This is a genomic window from Arthrobacter sp. KBS0703 (genome assembly GCF_002008315.2).
Taxonomy (GTDB): Bacteria; Actinomycetota; Actinomycetes; order Actinomycetales; family Micrococcaceae; genus Arthrobacter.
Window position 1 is genome coordinate 2,884,824 of record NZ_MVDG02000001.1, and the last position, 24,401, is coordinate 2,909,224.

Sequence of the window (24,401 nt, forward strand, 5' to 3'; positions counted from 1 at the left end):
AGGAACCCCGCAGTGCCCAGCACTGCGGGGTTCCTCTGTTTGTCACTGTGCCCAAACGCGCGCCCATATGATGAGGCATGGACTTCGAGGACACGCTCTGGACGGTTTTGGGTGCGGGGTTGGTTCTGCTGATGCTCGTCGACGTCTTTCGTACGCTCCTTTATCCGCATGGTTCCGGTCCTGTAGGCCGGGCGATCATGCGCGGATTCTGGCTGTTGTCGAGAAAACTGCGGGGCCGGAGCTCCTTCATCGCAGCACCCTTGGCGATGGCCGCTGTCATTGGCGCCTGGGCAGCCCTGGCAGCCATCGGCTGGGCCCTGCTCTACCTGCCGCATCTGACGGAGGGTTTTGTTTACGGAGCCGGGGTTCCTCTGCGGGCCGACTTTGCCGAAGCCCTCTACATCTCCCTGGTCACTCTTTCCACCGTGGGGTTTGGCGATATCGTGGCAGCGCATCCGCTGCTCAGGCTGGTTGTCGCCCTCCAGTCCGTCACCGGTTTCGGGTTGCTGACAGCAACGGTCACCTGGATCCTGCAGACGTACCCTGCCCTGAACCGCCGGCGGGCCCTTGCCCACCAGCTGAACCTGTTCAGGGAGGCTGCAGGTCCGGCGGGTGTATTGTCGCTGGATCCCCGGCATGCTGCCGGGCTGTTGGAGTCAATGGCCGGAAGCGTGGCTTCGGTAAGCATAGATCTGCTTGCCTTCCATGAAACCTATTACTTCCGTGAAGCCGAGCAGCGCGGCTCCTTGCCGGCCACGGTCGCCTACGCCCAGGAGCTGGCATCCCAGGCCCAGCTCAGCGAGAGCCCTGAACTCCAGTTCGCCGGACGGATGCTCCACGCGGCGCTGGACGGACTTGCGGAGGTCCTTCGCGGCAAATTCGGCCACTCTGGAACAACATCGTCCGATGTGTTCGACAGCTACGAGCTGCACCACAGACACCGGCGGCGGGGGGAACCGGACACGAACTAGCGGCATGGTGTGCCATGAGGCCCGGGGAAGATCACGGGCCAGAAAGCGGCCCGATCCAACGGCCTCCGCGAAAGGCTGTTACCCGGCGGCAGACCGCGGTGTGGCGTAGTCCACTTCGGGAACCCAGGGTTGCCTTTACGGACGGGGAATTCAGGTATCCACGGCACATGTCAGGGAAGGAACGAAGGAGCGTCTACTCGCAGGCAATCCCGTCGGAATCGCGGTCAAGCGCTGCACGGTAGCCTGCTGAACCGGGCGATCATCGACGAGTTCAGCGGGTTCAGCGACGTGCCCAGGCCCAGGCCGGCCACCGCGAGTCCGGCGCGGGAAGTGTTGCTCACGGCAACAGTCTTCCGCACACGGTGCGTCTGGAGCGAACTCGGGACACTTCGGCTCTCCCAACTGCGGACCCCAATAAAACCTGAACAAATCCTGCGCAAATCTGGCCTGTTGCATGACGGATTCTTGAGCCCTGCCCGGCATAGTCGCTTATAGCAAAGCCAATGCTCAGGGCGCAGGGAAGGACAGGGCCATGAACGCTAGGACTGTACTCACCAGTCAGCATACCGACAGCCGTTGGACCGCTGATGACGTTAGAGAAAAGCTCGGACGGGAGTTGGAATCTGATCCAGGCCTGGCCGAATTCCTTGCCGCTGCCCCTAACATGGCGCGCGCCCTCAAAGCCGTCCTGAACCTGGACCTTGGCGAACTGGCCGAGCGGCTGGTCAGAGCTGAGATCAGCGCTATTTTGCACTAGTGAGGATGCGGAGCGGCAGGGAAGCCTGCTTCAACCGGACATTTTCCTACTCCGCAGGGCTCACCGATGATCGGTGCTGGTGCAGAGTTTCCTGATAGTTCTCCTCGGACCTTTCATCCCGGGGTTCATCGTAAGGATAGCCACCGGGAAGCGACCCTTTGGCAAGACCGCGCAGGACCAAGTGATGCAGCGAGATTTGACCGTCAGCCATGACAGCGGACACCGTGCCCGATGTCGGACTGTGAATTTTGACGTTTGCCATCTGGTCAATGCCGGACGCGGTGGCCCCGCTCAGGAAAATGACTGCCAAAGCTGCTATTCCAGGCACAAAGGCCCTCCTCCAAAGCCCCATTGATTGATCATTGCCCACGAACATGAAGGCAGCGATGGAACGCCCTTTGAAGAGGCTGTGAGAGCGCCACACGCCCAACAGTGGCGTCCGCGCTACGACAGCCTCCGCTGCCGGAACATCGGGAACAGCTCCCGGACCCTTGCCACTGTCTCAAGCGAGACATCCACCGCCCGCACGCCGGGTTCCAGCCCGAGGTCAGCTTCAACGACCCCCATAGGATCAACCAGAACGCTCCTGCCCACGGAGACCGGCGGTGCCTGGCACACCCCTGCCACGTACACGCTGTTCTCGATGGCGCGCGCCGCGTTCAAGGCCAGCCACTGTTCCGTTTTGTGCGTGCCCGGCACCCAAGACGAACAGACCAGCAGCACCTGGGCGCCGGCGTCGGCGATTGACCTGGCCAGTTCCGGGAACCGCAGGTCGTAGCACGTCATCAGGCCGAACCGCGCTCCCCCGGCCTCAAACACCACCGGGTCCGTGGAGGCACCCGGCTTGATGAACGTCGACTCCCCGAAGCCCTGCGCGTCGAACAGGTGGATCTTCCGGTAGAAAGCCAGCCGACCGCCGTCCGGCCCGAACGCCACCAGCGTGTTGTACGCCTTGCCCGGCTCGTCCGAGGTTTCCACCACGCCGGCCACCAGCGCGATGCGGTGGCGGCGGGCTATGCTGGCGAGTTCCTGGCCGACGGGGCCGTCCAGCGGCTCGGCCACCTCGGGGAACGACGCGTCCACCTTCTTCTTCTCATAGGTGGCGTACTCCGGGAAGGCGACCAGCGCGGCGCCGTCGCGGGCGGCCCCGGCGGCGAACCGGTCGATCGCGGCAAGGTTGGCCCGGATGTCGGTGCCCGACTCCAGCTGCCCGAGCGCTATCCTCACGGTTGTTCCTTCCCTTCGGTCAGCCCGCCCGGAACCAGACGTCCGGTTCAGGCGGCCGCCTCGACAGTCGCCTTTTCCGTGGCCGTCATTTCCGGCGGTGCCGCCTTGAAGCCGCGCGTGATCAGGCCCAGGACCACGATGCCCAGCACCAGCCAGGACAGTCCCAGCGTAATCGCGTTGCTGTCCAGCTGGGAGAGCAGGTAGGCGCAGACGATCGCTCCGATCACCGGGACCACCACGTAGGACACAACGTTCAGCTGGTGCCCGGCCCGGCGCTGGCGCACGTAGTGGAACACCACCGAGGCGTTGACCAGCGTGAACGCGGTGAACGCACCGAAGTTGATGAACGACGTCGAGGTGGCCACGTCCAGGAAGATCGCGATCAGGCCGATGATGCCGGTGACGATCAGGTTGACCACGGGGGTGTGGAACTTGGCGCTGAGCCGGCCGAAGACCGCCTTGGGCAGGACCGAGTCCCGGCCCATCGCGTACAGCAGGCGCGAGGCGCTGGCCTGCGCGGCGAGGCCGGAGGCGAACTGCGCCACCACCAGACCGGCCAGGAACACCGCGCCGAACAGCTGCCCGCCGATCTGCAGGGCGATGGAGCTGGCCGCGGAGGCCGAGTCCTCGAACACGCCGCCGGGGTGGACCAGCTGGGTCACGTAGGAGACGGTCACGAAGATGCCGCCGCCGATCAGGGCGATGAGCATGATGGCCCGGGGCATGTTCTTGCGCGGGTTGATGGTCTCCTCGGTGAGGGTGGTGACGGCGTCGAATCCCAGGAACGAGTACGCGGCGATGGCGGCTCCGGCGGAGATGGTGGCGACGCTGGAGGTGTCGTTGAAGAACGGCTGGGTGCTGGCCAGGCCGCCGGCGCCGGAGGTGGCCACCACGTTGCCGACGGACAGCGCCACGAAGAACACGATGACCAGCAGCTGGAACGCCATCAGCACGTAGTTGGCCTTGTCCGCCACCTTGATGCCCAGGATGTTCAGCACAGTGGTGATCAGGATGAAGCCCACGATCCAGACTCCGATGGGGATGCCGGGGAACTGCGCGGTCAGGTAGGAGCCGCCGATCAGCCAGATGACCATGGGCAGGAAGAGGTAGTCCAGCAGGATGGCCCAGCCCACCAGGAACCCGACCCTCGGATCGATGGACCGGCGGACGTAGGTGTAGGCGGAACCGGCCACGGGGTACGCGATGGCCATCCGGCCGTAGCTGTGCGCCGTGAACAGCATGGCGACCATGGCCACCAGGTAGGCGGCCGGCGATGCCCCGCCGGTGGTTTCGGCGATGATGCCGAAGATCCCCAGGACGATCAGCGGGGTCAGGTACGCCAGGCCGAACAGGACCAGCGAGGGCAGCTTCAGCGTGCGGGTCAGGGAGGGTGTTGTTGTCACGGGTTTTCCTTAGGCGTTGAAGGTCTGGGGAGCCCAGGTGGCGGGGTTGATCCGGCCCTGGTAGACGGGCAGTTCGACGGCGTCTTCGCCGTCGCGGAACTGGGACCAGGGGCGGTTGAGGTTTTCGGTGCCGTGCGTTCTGACATGCTCGACGGCGGCCAGGTCCAGTTCCGCGGTGAGCAGCACCGGGGCGTCGCCCTCGGCCTCGGCGAGCGTGTTGCCCTCCGGGTCGACGATGATGCTCAGGCCCTTGCCGGTGGGGCCGGCGCAGTTGACGCTGACCACGAAGACCTGGTTCACGATGGCGTTGGCCTTGGCGAGCACCAGCTCCTGTCGGCGGTCCGGCGTCGTGGTTTTCACGACGTTGAGGATTACCTCGGCGCCCATCCAGGCGAGCTGGCGGGACACCTCCGGGAACCACGCGTCGTAGCAGATGTTCAGGCCCACCCTGCCGACGCCGGCCAGGTCCACGGTGGTGAACCGGTCGCCGGGGTCGTAGGGCTCGAACGGGCGCCAGGGGAAGACCTTCCGGTAGTAGCCGGCGAGCTCCCCCGCCGGGGACAGGACCAGCTGGGTGTTGAACAGCTGCCCTTCCGGGCCTCGCTCGCACACGCTGCCCGGGACCAGCCAGATGCCCAGGTCCGCGGCAAGCTGCCGGAGCTCCTTGACCCGGGGTCCGTCCAGCGGCTCGGCGGAGGCCTGGAGCATTTCCGTGCGCTGCTGGTCGGGGTCGGAATCGCCGAACAGGTGCAGCTCGGGAAAGACCGCCAGCGTGCTGTGCGGCTGGACGGCGAGGGCGGCAGTGACCTCGTCCGCGAAGGCCGAGACGGGTTCGCCGATGAGCCGGGGCCGGGCCTGGGCCGCGATGAGGGGAAGGATGCGTTGCATGGTGTTCTCCGCGTTGGGGATGTGATCTGGACTATATTAGATCAGAATGATCCAATTATGGGAAGAGGCGGGATTGGGCCGTAAAGTAGCGGATATGACCCGTCAGTTGGAGGACACCGCCGACGCTTCGCCCATCGGCGCCGGCAGGCTTGCCGGCATCGACCGGCGCAGTGCCATCGATGCCGTCCGGCTGCGGATCGGCATGGCGATTTCGCTGGGGCTGCTGAAACCCGGCGAGCGACTGCCCGATCAGGAGGACGTGGCCCTGGGCCTGTCCGTCAGCCCGATCACCGCCCGCCGTGCGCTCGCAAGCCTGGCGGAGCAGGGCGTGGTGGTCCGCCGCCGCGGCCGGGGCGGCGGAACGTTTGTGGCCGATGATCCCCCGCGGAACGTGCTGGCCGAACTCTCGGCATCACCGGCCGAATCCCGGGCCGTGAACCGGCTGGTGGACCGGAGGCTGCTCTTCGAGTGCGCCGTGACGCACTACGCGGCCATCAACGCCACGGCTGAACAGCTGGATGAGCTCGACCGGCTGACCCGCGACATGGCCGAATCCACCGACTGGTCCGACTACCACCAGGCCGACGAGCAGTTCCACCAACTGGTGGGCACCGCGTCCGGGCTGGGGACCGCCGTCGAGGTTTACCACGAGACGCTGGCCGAGCTCTACGCCTACTTCATCCCCTACCCCATCGAACTGCTGCACAAATCAAACTGCGACCACGTCGCGCTCGTGGCAGCCCTGCGCGCCGGCCACGGCGACGAAGCCGTGGAGATCGCCCGCAAGCACGTCGACATCCTGCACCGGACGATGTTCATGGGGCTGACCGACGGCGGGACTCACTCCGCCTCTGAGTGATGAGCGGTGTCCGGCGCATGACGGCGTCGACGGACCATAGGTGCCGCTCTTAGCCGGAGAAATGCAGATCAGAGCTGTGGTCCCTGACGCGCCAGCGCACTGGGGCTCGACGCTGCGCAAAACATTTGTCAGTCCGTCATTACTGGGCAAAGCCTTCCACAGTCCTGTGGCAATACTGCCTGAATCCAAGCCTGCGCCGGGGCATGCTTAAAGCCGGGCGGCTACACCGTAGACGCACTTCTGGGGGAAGCGATAGACACATGTGCATGCCATGGCGCCAAGCCATCCTTCCGCACCGTCCGCCGGCGAATCACCGGCGCACCCCTTCCAGCAGACCGCACATCCTCGCACCCACGACGCATTCCGGGGGCCCTGCACCGGGGCGCCCTTTGAAAGGAACCCAATGAGCTCAACCGACCCCTACGGAACGCCGCAACAGCCGCAGGTCCCCTATGGGCAAGCACCAGCGGGTACACAGCCGTACCCCGGTGCCCCCGCACCCTATCCAGGAGGCCCAGCACTGGGCGGATACGGCGTCAGCAACAAGTCTTTCCTCGTTACTTGGCTCCTCTCCCTGCTCATCGGCGTGTTCGGCGTGGATCGCTTCTATCTGGGAAAAGTCGGAACCGGCATCCTCAAGTTGGTCACCTTCGGTGGTCTGGGCATATGGGCCTTGATCGACCTGATCCTCGTACTGACTAACAAAACCCGCGACAAGCAGGGTCTGCCGCTGGAGGGATACGACAAGCACAAGAAGGTGGCCTTGATCGTCACCGGAGTCGTCATCCTCCTGAGCATCGTCTTCAACGCCGGCCGCGGCGGATCTGCCCCGACGTCCATATCCACTGTGAGTGACTCTGCTGCTGCTCCGGCTGAGACCGCCGCGCAGGATCCCGCCGTCGCGAAGGCTGAAGCCGACGCTGCCGCCAAGGCCGAAAAGGCTGAGGCTGACGCTAAAGCCAAGGCCGAAAAAGCCGCAGCCGACGCTGCAGCCAAAGCCGAAAAAGCCGCAGCCGACGCTGCAGCCAAAGCCGAAAAAGCCGCAGCCGACGCTGCAGCCAAAGCCGAAAAAGCCGCAGCCGACGCTGCTGCCAAAGCAGCCGCTGAGGCCGCCGCCAAGGCTGGGACGGTCAGTCAGCAGAACGCCCTGCGGAAAGCTGCTGACTACCTCGAATACACCGCCTTCTCGCGCACCGGCCTGATCGGGCAACTGGAGTTCGAGGACTACTCGACGGCAGATGCGACCTGGGCCGTGGACCGCGTGACCGTCAACTGGAACGAGCAGGCAGCCAAAAAGGCCAAGGACTACCTCGAATACACCGCCTTCTCGCGCACCGGCCTGATCGACCAACTGACCTTCGAGGGCTACACCCCGGCGCAGGCCGAGTACGGAGTGAGCAAGACGGGCCTCTAGCAGCCTGTCTCAGGTCTCTTCGCGATGGTGTCGAGCCCGACTCCGACGCTGGAAACCAGGATGCCCCGGCCGTTTCTGGCCGGGGCATCTCTGTTCAAAAGCTCCCCTGACTTTCCGTCAGACGATGGTTCAGGTGGGCTGTGGAGTTGGCATTAGGGGCGCAAAATCAGTTGAAGCCAACAGGGCGAAGCCCCTCCCTCGAACGGCCCAGTTACTGCCTCCCCCGCGCCCATCACCAACCCGCCGCGGCGTCCTGTGAAATGGCGTTGCCGGCCCTCTACTCCAGCAATGTCCGTCCGCTACGCCCCTGCGTCGTCATTTCCACAGCGTTCCCTCAGGATTGGCGCAAGCTCGGCCAATCCGGCAGCTTTGGAGCGAGGATAGTTTACGAGCTGCGATTCCGAGTATTGGGATCAACATCAAGATCCAACAATTGAGACAAGATTTTCTGCGTCGGATCCTCCAAATGATTCTCCTGAAGATCAGTGCGCTGAAGAATTAACAGCTAAATCACTCCGGAAACCATCGATCACGACAATGGAAAGAGAAACTATTCATATGAAGAAGGCATTAGCCGCTGGAGCTTTCTTGTGTTTGGCACTCGCCGGTTGCGCCGGCGGCGCAACGCAAGCGGCTCCCGCAGTCACTCAGATTGTGACGCAGACAGCCACGGAAACCGTGACGGCCACCGCTACCGCAACTGTGACAGCTGCACCACAGCCTGCTGAGGTGGTGGCTGCAGCAGCTGCACCGGCCGTGCCAGCAACGGCTGTTATTCCTGCAGATGTGGCGGGGATGAATGCTGAAGCCCTCGACGACGACCTAACCGCGTTGGGATTCAAGAAGGTTATCTACAATTCCGATACTGGTAAAACCGTTCTGCTTCTCAGCAACTGGACAGTTACGGGTGTAGACCGACCTGGCACCAAACAATCCGTCGATAAGGCTGTTGTCGTCCATGTGACGAAATAGCCAGCACTCCTCCAACGTGGGCGGTTATCCCTTTTGTCCGTCCACGTTGGGGCGCCCAACGGGGCAGCAAGTTTTTGCGTGCTGAGTAACCCCCAGGGACTCTCCCTGTTCGTGTGTCCGGCCATCGATGCCGCGGCTGAGCAGCCGGATGAGCTCGCCAGCTCACCATGCCGTCGCCGAATCCATCGACTGGTCCGACCACCACCGGGCGGACGAGCAGTTCCACCAACTGGTGGGCACCGCCCCAGGGCTGGGGACCGCCGTCGAGCTTTACCACGAGAAGCTGGCGGCGCTCCGCGACCACCCTGTTTTCCGTGGAAGTATTCACGTATGACTATCGACGGCGACACCGCCAAACTCCTAGCCTTCATTGACTCCCACGGCATCGACGCCTCGACTGAGGTTAGCCGTGGTTGGGCTTCCATCGGAGCGATCATTGTCGATGCCTCCTTGCAGCGACGCCAGAATTACGAGGCAACCGTGAAGCCGCGCGTTGACGCTCTTCTTGCCTCATGGCCAGATGCAAGAACCACGAGTGGGTTCCGGAAACGTCTGGCCACGGGAACCCTCTCGGAAGTCATCGATTGGCCATCGCCGGGCCGTCTCGCTCAGATAGACGACCTAACCTGTGTGCTTGAGGATCAGGGCGTCGAAACTGTAGAGGAACTCCGAGCCAGACTCGCTGACCCGGCTGAAAGGCCGGTTCTTCGTGATGCCCTCGCAGGCGTTCGTCATGTGAGCCCCAAGACGCTGGACTACATCGACGCTCTCAGTGGACTCTCAACGCAGGTGACCACTGATGCGCGGATACGAAGAGTGGCCGAGGCCGCCGGCATCGAGGACACGTCTTACGCCAACATGTCGGCCGTGATCCGCGCTGCGGCAGACTCACGAGGGTGGCGCGCTGAGGACCTGGACGCCGCACTGTGGCACTTCGGTATTGAGAGCGCCCCGGCGTCATCCACCTGAGGAGTTCGGAACCCGTACCTCTGGGATAGTCTCGCTTGGAACCGGAACAAGCATCGACTCCAACTGCCAGGGCGGGAATTCCATTGGATCTACTGGGCGGCATGAGCCGCGACGAACTCCGCATCTTTTCTTGGGTTGCGGCCGCCGTCTTCGCGCTTGTGGCCGGCGTCTGGCGTCCGCGCCAGCTTCATTGGACCGCGCTTGGTTCCGTCCTGCTCTTCGCGGCCCTCAACGCGGGTGCCGGGATCTACGTCCTGAACCATTTCAGTGACTCGCGCTGGTCTACCGGAGACGAACCTCCGCTGAGCGCCCCGTCGTTTTCCGGGACGCCAGTCGTGGGGCAGTTTCTGGGCCCCCTGGACTCCGCCCTGAACGGTGTGGTCGGCGGGGTGAACGAGTTCTTGGCATTCAAGCAGGCACTTCCCATAGCGCTGGACTTCCTTGCCGCTGCCGGCTGGGCCCTGCTGCTGTCGTTCCCGCTTGCCATTCTCGCCGCCGGAATCAGTTTCGCCGCGGCTAGGCGCCGAACCGCGGACTTCGAAAAATACCGTGCCACCGTTGACCTGCTCAAAGATGAGCTTGAGCAGGTCAAGCGGCAGATCTCGTCAGGGTAATCCGTCGACACGGCGTGTTTGGTTGCCCTGACGCTATCCGCTAATGACCCCTGTCCGCGCCTTCCAGACCAGCCGGCCGCCGCGGAAATCCGATTCCCGGCCGCCCGGAACCGAGTACTCGTCTGTGACTGGATAGCCGAGCCGGCCTTTCTCCCAGCCCAGCGACGCCCACCTGGCCCGGATCGCCCCGTGGACCTCGTGCGCGCCGGTCTTCGGCGACCAGTAGATCGAAGCCCCACCCGAACCGGAGAAGTGGCCATACCGCCCCACCCGGTCCGCAGTGCCCATCTCGTCAGTCATCGGATAACCGAGCGGGCCTTTCTCCCAGCCCAGCGCCGCCCACCTGGCCCGGATCCCGCCGTGGACCTCATGCGCGCCGGTCTTCGGCGACCAGTAGATCGAAGCCCCACCCGAACCGGAGAAATGGCTGTACTGTCCAGCCCCATCTGCAGTGCCGCCCACGTTGGTGGTTGGATAGCCGAGCGGGCCGTTCTCCCAGCCCAGTGCCGCCCACTTGGTTCTGATCGATCCGTGGACCTCATGCGCGCCGGTCTTCGGCGACCAGTAGATCGAGGCCCCGCCCGAACCGGAGAAGTGGCTGTACTGTCCCGCCCCGTCTGCAGTGCCGCCCACGTCGGTGGTTGGATAGCCGAGGAGGCCTTTCTCCGAGCCCAGCGACGACCACAAGGCCCGGATGGGGCCGTGCACCTCATGCGCGCCGGTCTTCGCTGACCAGTAGATCGAGGCCCCGCCCGAACCGGAGAAGTGACTGTACCGCCCCACGCCGTCCGGCGTGACCGTCACGTCGGTGGTCGGGAAGCCGAACATGCCCGTGACGCCGCCCGCGGCCTTGTAGCTGTTGCAGATCGGAGCATGGACTTCATGTGCCCCCGTCGCCGGTGACCAGCAGATCACCCCGCTGACGAAGTCCTGGCACTTTCCATCCGCGACGGCGTACTGTCCGGTGAGCGCGCGCCCGAGGGACGACGCGGGGCGGCCGGCACCGATCTGTTGTGCCTTGACGGCGATGGGGTCGTCGGTGCCGTTGCCCGTGAGCATGACCTTCAGCGCGCCCTGGCCGTCATCGGCGGTGATCAGATAGAAGGTGTCCAGTGTGCCGGCCTGCCCCAGGGCCGCCGGCGTGAAGGTCACGCTCTGGAAGGCGGACTCACCCGGGGGAACGGTGAGGCCTTCGGAGATGGGCGCGGTAGTGGAGAAGACTCCCAGCGGCGCCTTCGCCTTGGTGATCGTCATCGGGACATTGCCGGTGTTGAGGATGGTGAAGTCCGCCGTGGCCGATGTTCCGACGGGGACGTCACCGAAGTCCAGCGAGGGCGGCATCTCCAGGTGCGCCGCACCGGACACGGCAGTCGCGGTCAGCGGCACGCTCACGGAACCGCGGTCACTCGCGATGACCAGCGAGTCGGCCACCGGGTCCGCCGTCGTGGGGCTGAACGTCACCGACACTGGAACCGACGCGAGAGGTTGAATCTGCTGGCCCGCCACCGGAAGGGTGGCCGTATCGACGCTAAGCCCCGCGTTCGCGGGCACGGTAACGCCGGTGATCTCGACGACGGTCGCACCGGTGTTGACGATGTTGACAGTTTGCCGGTTGCTCGTCAGGGTCGGCACGTTGGTGAACTGGAGCGCGGCCGGGGTGGCGCCCAGGCCGTCCCGCGTGCCGACGCCGTGGATGCCCAGGAGCACGGTCTCGCCGTCGGCCGTCTTAACATTCAGCGTGCCGTCAGCCTGCCCGGGAGCCGTCGGCGAGAAGGTCAGCGGGACGGTCAGGCTCTCGCCACTCTGCAGGGTCCCGGTCAGGCTGCCCGAAGCCCCGATCCCGAACGGCGCCCCTGTTGTGACGGAGCTGACCGTCACGGCCCGGGTGGCGGTGATGGTCACAGTGCCGGCCTGGGTGGCGCCGACTTCTACCGCGCCCAGGTCGGTGTCCGTCGCGCCCACGGCTGCCGTTGTCGGGGCGCCGAAGCCATGCACGTGGCCGTCGCGGGTGCCGACGTACACCCGGCCGTTGTCAGTGGCCACCGAGGAGAACTTGGAGGCTGTACCTAGCGGAGCGCTGAACACCTGCTGGATGGACCCGGTGCTGTCCGGAAGGGCGCGGTAGGCCCGCAATTCCGCGTTGACCCCGGTTGCTCCGGTGGAGTAGACCGCCCAGACGAGGGCGGTGGACCCGTCCGTGCCGGACGAGGTCACCGCTGGCGCCCCGGAGGTGTACCCGAATGTGCCCGCGGACGTCCCGACGGAGGCGAGCCTGATCCCGCCGGTGCCGCTCGGCACAAGCTTGAACGCGCGCAGAAACCCCCGGCTCTCGATGGTGTAGAGATACCCGCCGTCGTCCGTCCCGAGAAACGCGGGCCGCCCCCACACTCCGTTGTACGGTCCGGCCGCGTCGAGGACTGCATCGGTTCCGGCCGGCCCCTGCGCCATGCCGCCCAGATTGTCCCGGTCCAGCAGGTAGACGTGCCCGTCCTTGCCCACCTGTACCAGCAGGTGAGGGTGCTCGGCCGTGCCATAGCCGTCAGGAATGGCAACCGGGGCCCCGGAACCGAGGTCGGCGTCGTTCTGGTCCAGCTTGAGGTTGCCGGCGGGGCTGAAGAAGTCGGTTGGGGTCAGGTTGCCGTCACTTCCAACCTGGACCCTGACCACAGATTCCGCCAGGGTGCTGGGAGGCATGTTGCCCGGGCCGGCCTTCGGGGAGATGCCGTTCCCGGTGGCGAACAGGATTTGACCGGGACCGTCGGATACCAGCCCTCCGCCGGACTGCCAGATTCCGCCCTCCGCGTTGGCGTTGCCTGACTCCGTGGCCCACATCGTCGTCTGCCGTCCGCTGGTGGACACGCCTATGACGTAGCCGACGAAGGGCGTGTAGTCGCAGTGGCTGGCGAAGCCCGCGTAGACCACCCCGTTCATGAGCAGCAGCCCGGGCCGTTGCATGGCGGTCATCGCGTTGAAGGGGCGGGTCGGATCGTTGGTGGGGGCGCCGCTGATGAGGACAGGGAACCCGGGCCTCTCTGCACCGGTCACCTGGTCGAGGGAGTGCATGTACCAGTGCGGGAGCTGGGGGGTGGATCCGTCGTTCGTCTTCGCCAGCAGGAAGACGCTGTTTGTTTCCGGGTCGAAGACCGGGGTGGAGGTGATTCCAATGTTGGGCGCGAGGTCACCGCAGCTGACGGTCGACGCCGGCCAGGCCGGCCCGAGGGAACGCTGCCACTTCGTCTCCCCCGTGACGCCGTCCAGCCCGTAAACGGCGTTGTTTTCCGTCGCGGCAATCACCGTGCCGCCGATAACGAGCGGCTGGGCGTAGACCTGCCCGTCCACCGCCGTGGAGAACAGTTTGCCGAAGTTCGATGACGAGACGGACGACGGCGAGAGCGTGCTCTCGGTGCTGTCCCACCCGGTGCGGAACGTGTCGCGGCCGATCGTGCCGACGTCCGCGGCGGCGACTTCGCTGACGGACAGGCCGGTGAATGCCAGGGCTGCCGACAAAAGAGCACTCCACGCGCGCCGGCGTTGCCGCTGCGAAGTTCGCCTGGAGGACACCCTTGCAGCCGAGGCGCGAGTCAACGCCCCAGTTTCGTGATGATCGCGCATGTTTGAGACCTGCTTCAGACCGTCGTTGGACTAGGCGCCGTGTCCGGTGCAGATGGGGAAAGCATCGGGCCCGGTGGTCCTGAGCGGGGCTCCCAATCCCTCAACGTCAGGACCACCCCACTGTCAGCGTCGCGCCCTAGGAAAAAGTGGGAGTCGACCCGCAATTCACGTCATTTCCCACCCCAAATAGGGGGTTGATGCGTCACTGAAGAAGTGGGATGCCCCTGCCCTCAGGTGCAGTAGCGGCACAAGCAGCCGGCCGCGTACTCGTTGCCCCCGCACGGCGACCTTGGCATACTGCAGTCATGCCCAGCCTCCCCGCCACGTTCGTCCCGGACGTCTTCAGCCAGCCGCTCCGGACCCAGTTCGAGGCGTTCATTGACGAGCACCGGGCCGCACTCGACGACTCTCTGGACGGGCTGACCGGCCACGCCGGATGAGTCGTTCATCTTCGACGACGGCGATACCGTCGCCAGCGTCCAGCGGGCACACCGAGAGGCGTGCGAGGCCTCACGCCGCGCGGCGGCCGCCCTGGGGCTGGACGACCTGGTCCGCGGCAACCGGAGGGGTCCGCTTCCGCTGCGCTGGGTGTACCTTCACATGCTGCGCGAGCTCGCCCAGCACTGCGGGCACGCAGACATCCTGCGCGAGCAGATCCTCAACGGCTGACTATGCGCGGTTTAACGACGCCGGCGCCCGTCCCGGCGGGCGAGGGGCCGGCAGCGGCGAGCGCCGTCGTCGTTCTGTGATCGCTTGGTGCCGCTCAACCGGGCCGTGGGTCGTCATGAAGAGTGAACTCTTGGGAGCGAAGCGTGACTGATGGGCAGTTCCGCGTGCATTCTCAGTTGGCTGGTTGGCAGAGTCGGTCGAGGGTCTCATTGAGGGTGGACTCGATCTGGCCGTTTAGGAGGACACGCTTGTTCTGGCTGGACGGGTCCTCGAACTCGGTGGGCATCGGTGGCGTGGTGACGGTCATTGCGGCCTGGTAGCGCCCGTCGCCGCTGCTGACTGCGACCGTTTGGTAATCCCAGAAGGAGCCCCGGCCTTCGTGCCGCGACTCGACCGAGCATCCGTCCGAGTGCTCCCACAGGCCCAGCCCGTACGGGGCGAAGCCGGGGCTAGTCTTCATCTCCCGCAGCGACGCCGCAGAGAGCGCCCGTCCCTGGAAGAGGCTGGCCATGAAGTGGTTCAGGTCTTCCACTGTCGACACGGCCCCCGATGCCGGAGAGCCGACCGCGAAGATGTTGTCTGTGGTGTCGACGCGTTCACCGCGGAGGGTAACGTAGCCGTGCAAAAGTCCGGTCTCGTCGAGGTCGAGACGGTCCAGACTGGTGTTCTTCAAGCCGAGCGGGTCAAAGACCTCCTCGCGCATGACTTCGACGAAGGGCTTGTGTCGCAGTGTCTGGATCAGGAGACCGAGAGCGAGGTAATTCGTGTTCGAGTACGCGAAGGACCCGACGCCGGCCGCGGTCCAAGGGAGGGTCCCGGCTAACTGAACGCCCCGCTCCATCGTCAGCGTACGGGAGCTAGCGGAACGGAAGTCGACATCGCGTGGCAGGGCATCGTTGACCTCGGGCATCCCGGATGTGTGGCTGAGCAGCTGCCTCACTGTGATCGGCCCCGGAGGATTGAGCGCGGACGTGAACCCCGGAATGACGTCATTGACGGGGTCGTCGAGGCCGATGAGGTGGTCGTCGACGAGCTTGAGCACCGCCACGGCTGTCATCGTTTTGGTGACGCTGGCGATCTGCACCCTGTCCATCGGCTGCGCCGGAGTCCTGGACTCGAGGTCGCGCACGCCGTATGCCTTGGACCACTCGCCCTCCGGCCACCGGATTTGCACGACGGCGGCCACCGCGCCTTGGTCCATGAACAGCTGGACCTGCTTCTCCAAGGGAGCCAGGGGATTCGGTGAGGTTGGTGGCGGTATGGTGTCGTCTGTGGTGTAGGTACAGCCAGAGACGGCGAGGATGACGGCGAAGGCCGCCCGCCTCCAGACGTGATTCTTCGTGCGCATTGCGGGCCATCCGCTCGGGACGAGATGACAGGTTCTTGGCCGCTTGCGACACCACGTCCGGCCAGACCTGCAACGGCGCCGTCGCCCCAGCACCTCAATGGTAAGGCGGACTCTCGTGATGGTGAAGCGGTGGCCCGGTAATCCAACGGTTAGCGACTGGCTCGGGTTTCCCGGGAGGAGTGATGCCCATCTAGAGCACAAATGCGGGGAGCGACGTTGTGGTTGAGGCTCCAACACCCTGCCGTCTCACCACCCTAGGGATTTGAGGCACATAGGTTATGAGACAAGCAACGTCCAAACAGGAGTAGGCATTGGCGGCCGGTAAGGCTGCGCCGGCTCCCTGCCGGCGTCGACTCCAACTCTTGAGGTGTCCCGATAGATGTCAGACGTCGGTTGGCCGTGGGGGCGCGCTTTAGTGTGCTCCTCGTTCGAGGTCGGCTAGTTCTGATTCAAGTTGCTGGGTCAGGTTCCGCAGGCGGCGGAGGTGCTCTTGGGAGACGCGTCCTGGCTGGCTGGTGACTTGCGCGTCGACGTCGAAAACGGTGTTGGGGCTGTGCCAGACGTTGAACCATTCGAGACCATGGCCGAGGGCGTCCCGGGTTACACCTTGGAGCAGGAGCAGTGGCTCCCGGGTGTTGATGTTCAGTTTCCGTGCCAGGTCAGGATCTGAGGACACCGCCTGTACCTGGCGGGGTCCACCGGCGGGGTGGTAACCGTGGTCGCGCATCAGGCTGAGGAGTGAGGCGTTTTCGAGCAATTCCACGGTGAAATGCGGGAAGAAGTCCCGCGGGACCCAGGTGCGCATGAAGGCAACGGGAAGATCGTCGAGGTAGCGGACCCGCTCAATTTTCCAGGTGTTGGTGGTGTTGAGGGCCTCGATGCCTGCCTGGGGCGGCTCGGAAGGTTCTACGCTGAGGACATGGGTGCGCAGGCGCTGGCCGTGCGCGGCCGCCTGTTCATCCAGACCGCCCGCGCGCTGAACGTGCCGGCGAAGGACAGGTGTCGCAGCCACCACGCTGCCGCGGCCCCGCTGGCGCCGGATCAAGCCGAGGTCGGCAAGCCCTGACAGCGCCTGACGCACGACGCTGCGGGAGACCCCGAACTGCCTTTGCAGTTCTTCTTCAGTGGGCAGGGAGGAGCCCGGGGACAGTGCAAGGTCCACGATCTGCCGGTGCAGGATGTCCCGAATTTGTGCATGGAGCGGGCCTCCGGCTTCCCGGTTCAAACCACCGCTGCGTCCCGCCGGCTCCGACGCTGTTTCTGCTGGTTCCAAACTCACGCTAACTCCTTTGCCGCTGTGCAAATCTTAGCCCTCCCGCTGCCTCCTAGCGGGCTGCAGTGTTATCAGCCGGGCTTGACGTGACCTACGCCACCCATTATTGTACGTATCAAAGGTACGTACAACTTCGGCCAAGGGATCACAGAAGATGCCGCGGACCCGAAGTGCGAGTCACCTGCTTAAGCCCGCATCGGCGCGTGAGCGAAGTGAAAGTACCTGCAGGTGACAGTCGGATACGTGAGTTTCAAAACCCCCTCGAATTGGAGAGTCCATGCGCGACCCGCGCTCGGTGCGTTGCACCTACTATCTAGAGTCCGAGATTGACCCCGGGAAGGCCGCCGCCATCATGGCGGGCGAGCAGTCCAGCGGCACCTTCCTGCCGGTCCCGGGCGAATCGGCCCGGATCCGGGAACGGCACGCCGCCCGGATATCCGATGTGCAGGAGCTTGGCTTTTGCCGCCCTTCCCTGCCGTCACGTGCCAACCCGGAAAAAGTCCGCGCTGCCTTGGTAACCGTCGACTTCCCGATGGAGAACGTCGGAACCGACCTGGCGACCTTGCAGACCGCCATTGCAGGCAACCTCTTCGAACTGGGCGACCTGTATGCCTGCCGGCTCCAAAACATTGAGCTGCCAGAGGACTTCGTCGCCGCCCATCCCGGCCCGGCCCTCGGGATTGAGGGGACGCGCAAGCTCATCAGCGACGTTCAGGGCGTGATGGTCGGCACTATCGTCAAGCCCAACGTCGGGCTCTCGGAAGAGGAGTTCCGACTGGTGGTCCGGGATCTGGCGATGGCGTCCATTGACCTGATCAAGGACGACGAGCTGATGACTGATCCGGCGTACCTGCCGCTGGAACGCCGGGTCGCGGTCGCTACCGAGGAAATCCGCGCCGCCGAGCAGGTTACCGGCCACTCCACCATGTATGCCTTCAACATCACCGGTGACCTCGCCGGACTGCGGAAGCGCCACGACCTGGTTGTTGAAGCCGGTGGTCGCTGCGTGATGCTGAACATCCCGGTCATGGGTCTGCCCGCCCTGGCCCTGCTGCGCAGCTTCGCGGAGGTCCCCATTCACGGCCACCGTGCCGGCCTCGCCGCCTCCATGCGGTCCAAGGCCCTGGGCATGGATTACCGGGTCTGGCAGCAGATGGCCCGCCTCGCCGGCGCCGATCACCTACATGCCAGCGGTCTTGGCAGTAAGTTCTACGAACTGGACGAAGAGGTCGCGGCCAACATCCGGAGCCTGCTCGACCCCCTCGGACAGACCATTTCACCGCTGCCTGTGTTGTCCTCAGGGCAGAACGTGACCACTCCCGGTCCCACGTTTGACGCGGTGGGGTCCACGGACCTGATGATGCTGGCCGGCGGCGGTGTCGCGGCCCACCCGGACGGCCCGGGTGCCGGAGTGCGGAGCCTGCGCCAGGCGTGGGAAGCGGCCGTGGACGGGGTGCCGTTGCAGTCGGCGGCCGACAAACTCGCCTCAACGGGGGACGATGCTCTCCTGCACGCCGTTCAGACTTTTGGGAAGGGTGCCTGACATGCCAGCTTTTGGTTTCGTCGCCGACGACCTCACCGGAGCCGCCGATGTCCTGGCCCAGTCCCACCGCTACGGCCTGGAAGCTGCGCTGGTCATCGGGGACGCGCCGCTGCCTACGGACACCGACGTCGTCGGGTTCGCAGGTCCGGCACGGTCCCTGTCCGGAACAGCGTTCGACACCCTGGTGTCCCGTGACCTTGCCGGGATTGCGGCCCTGAATCTGGACGTGCTGCTGTACAAGGTTTGCTCCACGTTCGACAGCTCCGTCACTGTCGGGAGCATTGGCCGCGGGATTCAGCTGCTCCATGAGCAGTTCCCCCTGCACGGCCCCATTCCCGTGGTGCCGGCGCAGCCGGGCTTCGGTCGTTATACAGCCTTCAGCAACCACTACGCGACCTACGCCGGCAAGATTTACCGGCTGGACCGCCATCCGGTGATGTCGCGGCACCCTTCCACGCCCATGTCCGAGGCGGACCTCCGCGAGGTCCTGGCCGAACAGCTCGGCGGCGGCCAGGTGCCCGGGGCGATGCACCTGCCCGCCTATGACGACGGCACCTTCAAGGATGCCTGGGCGGACCGGCGGCGGGAACGCGGGGCGCAGGCCTTTGTGGTCGACGCCGTGGACGAACACCAGATGGACGCCATCGCAGAAGCCCTCACCCGGGAGGAACACGGCCACGGTCCCTCGATCGTGGTGGGATCCGGCGGCATCATGGCAGCCTTGGCACGGTCCATCTCGGACCAGGCTCCGCGCACACCCGGACCGCAACGCCCGACCGGACCGGTGCTGGCCGTGAGCGCTTCGGCGTCCAGCACCACGGCGGAACAGATTAACGACGCGGTCTCCAATGGCTGGGAGGACGTTCCGGTGCCGGCCGAGCTGCTGCAGCGCGATGACACCGCACTCGTGGCCGCCCTCGATGAACGGGTCTCGGCTGCCCTCCGGGCAGGGAGGAACGTTGTCGTTCACACCACCCGCGGCGCGGCTGACCCCCGCTACGGATCGACGCCGGTGGACGCCGGCTACGTGGGCACACTGATCGGCGGCATCGCCGCCAGGATGGCTGATGCCGGGCTCACCCGTGACATCGCCGTCTGCGGCGGTGACACCTCCAGCCATGCACTGATCGCCATGGGCGTACGCCAGCTGCGCGTTTCCGACCAGTTCGTCACGGCCGGCCCGATCCTGCAGGCCGGCGGAGCCTCCGCTGTCGGCGGGTGCAGGCTCCTGCTCAAGGGCGGACAAGTCGGCCCGCCCGACATCCTGCGCCGCTTCGCCGGCCAACTCCCCGGCTGATCCCCCCAACACAATTCCTCCACGCACCACCAGAACCAATGAAAGGCGGCCCCCATGCGGGCAGTAGTTAAGAACGCAGCAGAGCGAGGCGTCACCTACGTCATCGACGCCGGCGACCCCAAAGCAACAGAAGGCACAGTCGTCATCGAAGTCGGCGCAGCATCCCTGTGCGGCACCGACCGCGAACTCTACGAATGGACCCCCTCTGCCCAGGCGTTCAACCTCAACCTCCCGGTCATCCTCGGTCACGAAGGCGCAGGAACAATCGTCGAGGTCGGTCCCGGTGTCACCGGACTGCAGGTTGGCGACCAGGTTGCCCTCGAAAGCCACCTGACCTGCGGCCAGTGCTTCCCCGGCCGCACCGGCGACGCCCACACCTGCGAACGCACCGGCATCCTCGGCATGCACATCGACGGTGTCTTCGCCGAATACGCCGCCGTGCCGCAGGACATCTGCGTCAAGCTCCCCACCGGCCTGTCGCTCGAGTCCGGAGCCTTGCTCGAGGCAGCCGGTGTGGCTGTGCATGCCATCCAGCGTGCCAACTACTCCGTCGCTGGCCGGGCGGTGCTTGTCAGCGGCGCAGGCCCGGTCGGTCTCGTCGTGGTGAACCTGGCGCTGCTCATGGGCGCCAGCCATGTCATTGCCGTCGACCCCAACCCCTACCGGAGGGCCCAAGCCGAAAAGCTCGGTGCGACAGCCCTGCACCCCAATGACGGCATCATCGAACGCTGCCGCGAGCTGACCGGCCGCCGCGGCGGCTTCGACGTCGCCTTCGAATGCTCCGGGGCCCCCGGCACTCTGACAACCCTCTTCGAAGCCGTCCGCCGCGAAGCCACCGTCATCACCGTCGGCCACCCCAGCCGCCCCGCCGAAGTCGACATCGCCGCCTATATCAACAAAAAAGGCATCACCCTTCGCGGGATCTTCGGACGTCGGCTCTGGGAAACCTGGGAACAAAGCCTGCTGCTGCTGGACTCCGGGAAGCTGGACCTGGACTGGCTCATCACCCACCGCAAGAAGCTAAGCGAAATCGACGAAGCCGTCGAACTGCTCACCGGCGACGCCTGCAAAGTCCTGCTCATCCCGGGCCTCGGCTAAACACACCCCCACCCGCGAATCTGCCCCGCAGAACGCGCCAACCAAAGCCCCCAGCTATTCACAGGAGAAATCAATGTCGATTCCCATCAAGAAAGCCCTGGAAAAAGTACCCGGCGGCATGATGCTGGTGCCCCTTGGCATCGGCGCCGTCATCCACACCCTGGCACCTGACGCCGGAAAGTTCTTCGGATCCTTCACCGGGGCCTTCTTCACCGGCCTTCCGCCCCTCCTGGCCGTGTTCTTCGTCTGCCTCGGCGCGACACTCGAAGTCAAATCAACGCCCTACATCCTCAAAAAGGGCGGCGTGCTCCTCGGCTCAAAAATCCTCTTCGCCATCCTCATCGGCGTCATCACCGGACGCTTCCTCGGCGAAGCGCCCATCGGCTCCGGAATCCTTGCCGGCCTGTCAACCCTCGCACTCGTCGCCGCCCTGAACGACACCAACGGCGGGCTCTACATCTCCCTGATGGGACAGTTCGGCCGCAAACGCGATGCCGGAGCCTACTCCATCCTCTCGCTCGAGTCCGGCCCCTTCCTGACCATGGTCACCCTCGGCATCGCCGGCCTCGCTGCCTTCCCCTGGCAGGCACTCGTCGGCGCGATCCTCCCGCTGGCGCTGGGCATGCTCCTGGGAAACCTGGACAAGAACATGCGGCATCTCCTGGCCCCGCTGGTACCGGCAATGGTGCCGTTCCTGGGCCTGGCCCTCGGCCTGACCATCAACCTCAACGCCGTCGTCGAAGCAGGACTGCTCGGCATCGCCCTTGGCCTGTTCGTGGTCTTCGCCGGCGGTGCAGTGCTGCTGCTCGCCGACAAACTCACCGGCGGCGACGGCGTAGCAGGTCTCGCCGCAGCAACCACAGCCGGCAACGCGGCCCTCGTCCCCGCCATCATCGCCACGGCCAACCCCGTCTACGCGCCAGCCGCGGAACACGCCACCGTCCTCGTGGCGGCCTCGGTCGTCGTCTCCGCAGTGCTCTGCCCCATCGTCACCTCAGCATGGGCCCGCCGGGTGCAGAAAAAGGAGGGCCTAGCGGACACAGAAGACAATTCCGCCGAGCAGGAGGCGCTAGCCCCCAAGCATGCAAGTAGTACCCCAGAACTGACCTAGCAGTGCTAAAGGAAAAAGGGCGGGGCGTGCACACGGGTGCCCCCCGCCCATCCTTATATACCCGGACCTGGTGGACGGAAACGCCAAATCCACCGGACGGAACACCATGAATGCAGCCACCCAGCTAGGGCGTGTCTCCTAAATCGGGGGTTGGCTAGCTGGAATGCTTGAGAGGTGTCGCGAACTTCTGTTTTGAGTGATGATCAGTGGTCCCGGATCGAGCCGTTGCTGCCGAGTTCTGACGGGAGGCGTGGACGTCCGTTCCGGGGCAATCGCCAAATCGTTGAAGGCATCATTTACCGGTACCGGTGCGGCATTGCCTGGCGGGACCTTCCCGCGGAGTTCGGTCCGTGGCAGACGGTGTGGAAGCGGCACCGCCGATACGCGTCCGACGGAACGTGGGACCAGGTCCGCGGGAAGCTTCTGGCCGAAGCGGACGCCGCCGGGGTGATCGACTGGACGGTTTCGGTGGACTCGACCATCAACCGAGCTCACCAGCACGGGACGAACCTTCCCCGCACCACAGGGGGAACTCCCGAATTACAAGAAACTGTTTGCTGAACCCTCGGATCACGCCATCGGCCGCTCCCGCGGCGGGCTGAGCACCAAGATCCACCACGCCTGCGACGGGAAAGGCCGACCACTGGCAATGATTCTCGGCCCCGGGCAGGCCGGCGATTCGCCCATGTTCCCGGTCGTCATGGAGGCAGTACGGGTTCCTCGCCTGGGCGGCGGCCGCGCCAGGACCCGGCCGGATGCCGTGATGGGCGACAAAGCCTACTCGTCCAGGGCGAACAGGTCACTGCTGCGCGGACGGGGCATCAAAGCCGTCATTCCGGAACCTTCTGACCAGATCGGGCACCGCAAACGCCGCGGCTCACGCGGCGGACGGCCCGTGAACTTCGACGCCGAGACCTACAAGGGCCGCAACTCTGTGGAGAGGTCCTTCAGTCTCTTCAAACAATGGCGCGGCATCGCCACCCGCTACGACAAACTCGCACTGACCTATCGAGCCGGCGTCGTCCTCTACGCCGTCGTCATCTGGCTACGCCAATAAGGAGACACGCCCTAGTGGACGTCCCTTTCTCCGTACCCCAAACCCGCCTGCTCAGTTACCACAACTGGATCCACCTGAACCCGGGCGACAGAGTGATCGTCAAACGAACCGGATGCGCATCCGAACACGGCGCCGTCGATGCGCCGTTGCCCCACCGTCGTAGCTTACGGAAGGCCCACTATCGGGGTTCGAGCGAGACTAATAGCTCAAGTTAGAGATGGACCTTTTCTCCCCCACGGCCGGACCTCTATTCCTGGCCGAGAATGGACGGGATTCGGTCCTCCATAGGCTGAAGCTCTTTTGCAAAGCAGATCGACGACGGGATGGAGTGCTCGTAGGGAGGATAAGTGGGTATCTGCCTGTATCCAAGTTTTCGATAAAAAGCTTCAGCTTCCGGCTGCTTACCCCCGGTTTGCAAGATAACGCGGCGGGCGCCGGCACTGGCGGCAATCCTCTCGAGTTCCGCCATGAGTCCGGTCGCAGCGCCCATACCTCGGGCTGCAGGGTCTGTAATGACCCGCTTGACCTCCCATTCCCCATTCAACCGACGGAGAGCGCCGTGCCCTATGGCTTCACCTACGGTGTTAAGTACCAGGACGTTGGCGACGAAATCTTGCGGTGGTACGGAGAGCGCTTTCTGCGCTGCTTTGGAAAGATGAGGTTCTTCTTCCGTAGCGTATCGGGCGAGCAGCTCGTCTGTTAACAGATCCCGCAGACTGGCTGCTCTGGGGTCTTCAAAGTCAACCATCTCCAGTGTCACTACTGCCCGATTGCCGGACATTTATCTCCTCTTGATGTATGTCTTATTGAAATTCCTTGGTTCGTGCGGCCGCTCGACCGGGATGGCGTCGGCCGTTGACACCAGCGGTCCCAGCATCAGACTGCCCACTCTGAATTCCTCGCCGCATTCGGCGCAGGTCAGCACCGGATTCAGGTCGGCCCCGCAACTGTGCCGGTAAGAGGCGCGGGGTGTCTCGTCGCGCATCCAGGTACTGCTCCACGCCGCGAGTGAGATGAGGATGGGAGCAACTTCGGCCCCGGAAGTTGTGAGGTGGTACTCATGGCGCGGGGGGCGCTCGGAATATTGGACGCGCTCAATCACGCCGTGGCTTTCGAGTGTGCGCAGCCGGCCCGTCAGGATGTCGCGGGACGCGCCTGTATTTCGGGCTATCTGATCGAAACGATGAACGCCCAGGGACATCTCCCGAAGCGCCAGCAACGCCCACCGCTCCCCCAGTACCTCGAGCCCTGCTGCGATGAAACACGCCCTGGGCGCATCCCTGGCCGTATCGGTTGGTGTCATGACTTACCTGCTTTCA

22 protein-coding genes and 1 pseudogene are annotated in these 24,401 nt (G+C 64.9%); 14 read left to right on the forward strand and 9 right to left on the reverse strand.

The features are described from left to right. Window positions 1-77 precede the first annotated feature (77 nt). Complete coding sequence (locus B1A87_RS13385; RefSeq protein WP_078027688.1) at window positions 78-971, forward strand: potassium channel family protein; 894 nt, start codon at window positions 78-80, stop codon at window positions 969-971. A gap of 616 nt (window positions 972-1,587) precedes the next feature. Beyond that, window positions 1,588-1,728 carry a hypothetical protein gene (locus tag B1A87_RS23055; protein ID WP_185982329.1) on the forward strand — a complete coding sequence of 47 codons (141 nt, stop codon included), beginning with the start codon at window positions 1,588-1,590 and terminating at the stop codon, window positions 1,726-1,728. Window positions 1,729-1,774: 46 nt separating this feature from the next. Here the strand turns inward: B1A87_RS23055 and B1A87_RS13395 are convergent, their stop codons facing one another. The 4 genes from B1A87_RS13395 to B1A87_RS13410 form a co-directional block, all read right to left on the reverse strand. Then, complete coding sequence (locus B1A87_RS13395) at window positions 1,775-2,038, reverse strand: hypothetical protein (RefSeq protein WP_078027690.1); 264 nt, start codon at window positions 2,036-2,038, stop codon at window positions 1,775-1,777. A 134-nt stretch (window positions 2,039-2,172) separates the two neighbouring features. Beyond that, the gene (locus tag B1A87_RS13400) at window positions 2,173-2,955 is read right to left on the reverse strand and encodes a carbon-nitrogen hydrolase family protein (protein WP_078027691.1); all 783 of its coding nucleotides are present in this window, start codon (window positions 2,953-2,955) and stop codon (window positions 2,173-2,175) included. Between the two features lie 47 nt (window positions 2,956-3,002). Further along, the gene (locus B1A87_RS13405; RefSeq protein WP_078027692.1) at window positions 3,003-4,358 is read right to left on the reverse strand and encodes an APC family permease; all 1,356 of its coding nucleotides are present in this window, start codon (window positions 4,356-4,358) and stop codon (window positions 3,003-3,005) included. 9 nt (window positions 4,359-4,367) lie between these two features. Continuing rightward, window positions 4,368-5,267, reverse strand: coding sequence for a carbon-nitrogen hydrolase family protein (locus tag B1A87_RS13410; protein WP_313902506.1), 900 nt, complete (start codon window positions 5,265-5,267; stop codon window positions 4,368-4,370). 73 nt (window positions 5,268-5,340) lie between these two features. On the opposite strand from B1A87_RS13410, the gene B1A87_RS13415 reads away from it, so the two are divergent. The 6 genes from B1A87_RS13415 (at window position 5,341) to B1A87_RS13440 (ending at window position 10,074) form a co-directional block, all read left to right on the forward strand. Next, entirely contained in the window at window positions 5,341-6,105 is a 765-nt protein-coding gene (locus tag B1A87_RS13415) for a FadR/GntR family transcriptional regulator (protein ID WP_078027694.1), read from the forward strand. Between the two features lie 403 nt (window positions 6,106-6,508). Beyond that, window positions 6,509-7,519 (forward strand): Ltp family lipoprotein, encoded by a 1,011-nt coding sequence (locus B1A87_RS13420; protein WP_144275815.1) that lies wholly within the window; start codon window positions 6,509-6,511, stop codon window positions 7,517-7,519. Between the two features lie 558 nt (window positions 7,520-8,077). Continuing rightward, window positions 8,078-8,491 (forward strand): hypothetical protein, encoded by a 414-nt coding sequence (locus B1A87_RS23060; protein WP_185982422.1) that lies wholly within the window; start codon window positions 8,078-8,080, stop codon window positions 8,489-8,491. 148 nt (window positions 8,492-8,639) lie between these two features. Then, window positions 8,640-8,825, forward strand: a complete 186-nt coding sequence (locus tag B1A87_RS13430; protein ID WP_078027696.1) for a hypothetical protein — start codon at window positions 8,640-8,642, stop codon at window positions 8,823-8,825. After that, window positions 8,822-9,460 carry a hypothetical protein gene (locus tag B1A87_RS13435; protein ID WP_078027697.1) on the forward strand — a complete coding sequence of 213 codons (639 nt, stop codon included), beginning with the start codon at window positions 8,822-8,824 and terminating at the stop codon, window positions 9,458-9,460. Before B1A87_RS13430 ends, B1A87_RS13435 begins: the two co-directional genes overlap by 4 nt. Window positions 9,461-9,561: 101 nt before the next feature. Further along, window positions 9,562-10,074 carry a hypothetical protein gene (locus tag B1A87_RS13440; protein ID WP_078027698.1) on the forward strand — a complete coding sequence of 171 codons (513 nt, stop codon included), beginning with the start codon at window positions 9,562-9,564 and terminating at the stop codon, window positions 10,072-10,074. A 33-nt stretch (window positions 10,075-10,107) separates the two neighbouring features. Here the strand turns inward: B1A87_RS13440 and B1A87_RS13445 are convergent, their stop codons facing one another. Beyond that, window positions 10,108-13,581 carry a choice-of-anchor D domain-containing protein gene (locus tag B1A87_RS13445; protein WP_185982330.1) on the reverse strand — a complete coding sequence of 1,158 codons (3,474 nt, stop codon included), beginning with the start codon at window positions 13,579-13,581 and terminating at the stop codon, window positions 10,108-10,110. Window positions 13,582-13,991: 410 nt separating this feature from the next. Between B1A87_RS13445 and B1A87_RS13450 the strand changes: the two are divergent. Further along, window positions 13,992-14,355, forward strand: a pseudogene (locus B1A87_RS13450) (DUF664 domain-containing protein). Between the two features lie 172 nt (window positions 14,356-14,527). On the opposite strand, the gene B1A87_RS13455 reads toward B1A87_RS13450, so the two are convergent. Both B1A87_RS13455 and B1A87_RS13460 read right to left on the reverse strand, forming a co-directional pair. Then, entirely contained in the window at window positions 14,528-15,703 is a 1,176-nt protein-coding gene (locus tag B1A87_RS13455) for a serine hydrolase (protein ID WP_078027700.1), read from the reverse strand. 412 nt (window positions 15,704-16,115) lie between these two features. After that, complete coding sequence (locus B1A87_RS13460; RefSeq protein ID WP_185982331.1) at window positions 16,116-16,982, reverse strand: GntR family transcriptional regulator; 867 nt, start codon at window positions 16,980-16,982, stop codon at window positions 16,116-16,118. A gap of 271 nt (window positions 16,983-17,253) precedes the next feature. Between B1A87_RS13460 and B1A87_RS13465 the strand changes: the two genes are divergently transcribed. From B1A87_RS13465 to B1A87_RS13485, 5 genes are all read left to right on the forward strand, one after another. Next, entirely contained in the window at window positions 17,254-18,519 is a 1,266-nt protein-coding gene (locus B1A87_RS13465) for a RuBisCO large subunit C-terminal-like domain-containing protein (protein ID WP_078027702.1), read from the forward strand. Window position 18,520: 1 nt separating this feature from the next. Continuing rightward, on the forward strand, window positions 18,521-19,816 hold the full coding sequence (locus B1A87_RS13470) for a four-carbon acid sugar kinase family protein (RefSeq protein ID WP_078027703.1): 1,296 nt from the start codon (window positions 18,521-18,523) through the stop codon (window positions 19,814-19,816). A gap of 54 nt (window positions 19,817-19,870) precedes the next feature. After that, window positions 19,871-20,914: a zinc-binding dehydrogenase gene (locus B1A87_RS13475; RefSeq protein ID WP_078027704.1), complete on the forward strand. Its 1,044-nt coding sequence runs from the start codon at window positions 19,871-19,873 to the stop codon at window positions 20,912-20,914. A 73-nt stretch (window positions 20,915-20,987) separates the two neighbouring features. Then, window positions 20,988-22,025, forward strand: coding sequence for a 2-keto-3-deoxygluconate permease (locus B1A87_RS13480; protein WP_078027705.1), 1,038 nt, complete (start codon window positions 20,988-20,990; stop codon window positions 22,023-22,025). Window positions 22,026-22,199: 174 nt separating this feature from the next. Further along, a protein-coding gene (locus B1A87_RS13485) for an IS5 family transposase (protein WP_139362746.1) occupies window positions 22,200-23,082 on the forward strand; the annotation gives its coding sequence in 2 pieces (ribosomal slippage) (window positions 22,200-22,559 and window positions 22,561-23,082; 882 coding nt in all). A 247-nt stretch (window positions 23,083-23,329) separates the two neighbouring features. Here the strand turns inward: B1A87_RS13485 and B1A87_RS13495 are convergent. Both B1A87_RS13495 and B1A87_RS13500 read right to left on the reverse strand, forming a co-directional pair. Then, the gene (locus B1A87_RS13495; protein ID WP_078027709.1) at window positions 23,330-23,863 is read right to left on the reverse strand and encodes a GNAT family N-acetyltransferase; all 534 of its coding nucleotides are present in this window, start codon (window positions 23,861-23,863) and stop codon (window positions 23,330-23,332) included. Then, window positions 23,864-24,385 (reverse strand): helix-turn-helix domain-containing protein, encoded by a 522-nt coding sequence (locus B1A87_RS13500; RefSeq protein WP_144275816.1) that lies wholly within the window; start codon window positions 24,383-24,385, stop codon window positions 23,864-23,866. Window positions 24,386-24,401: the final 16 nt, after the last annotated feature.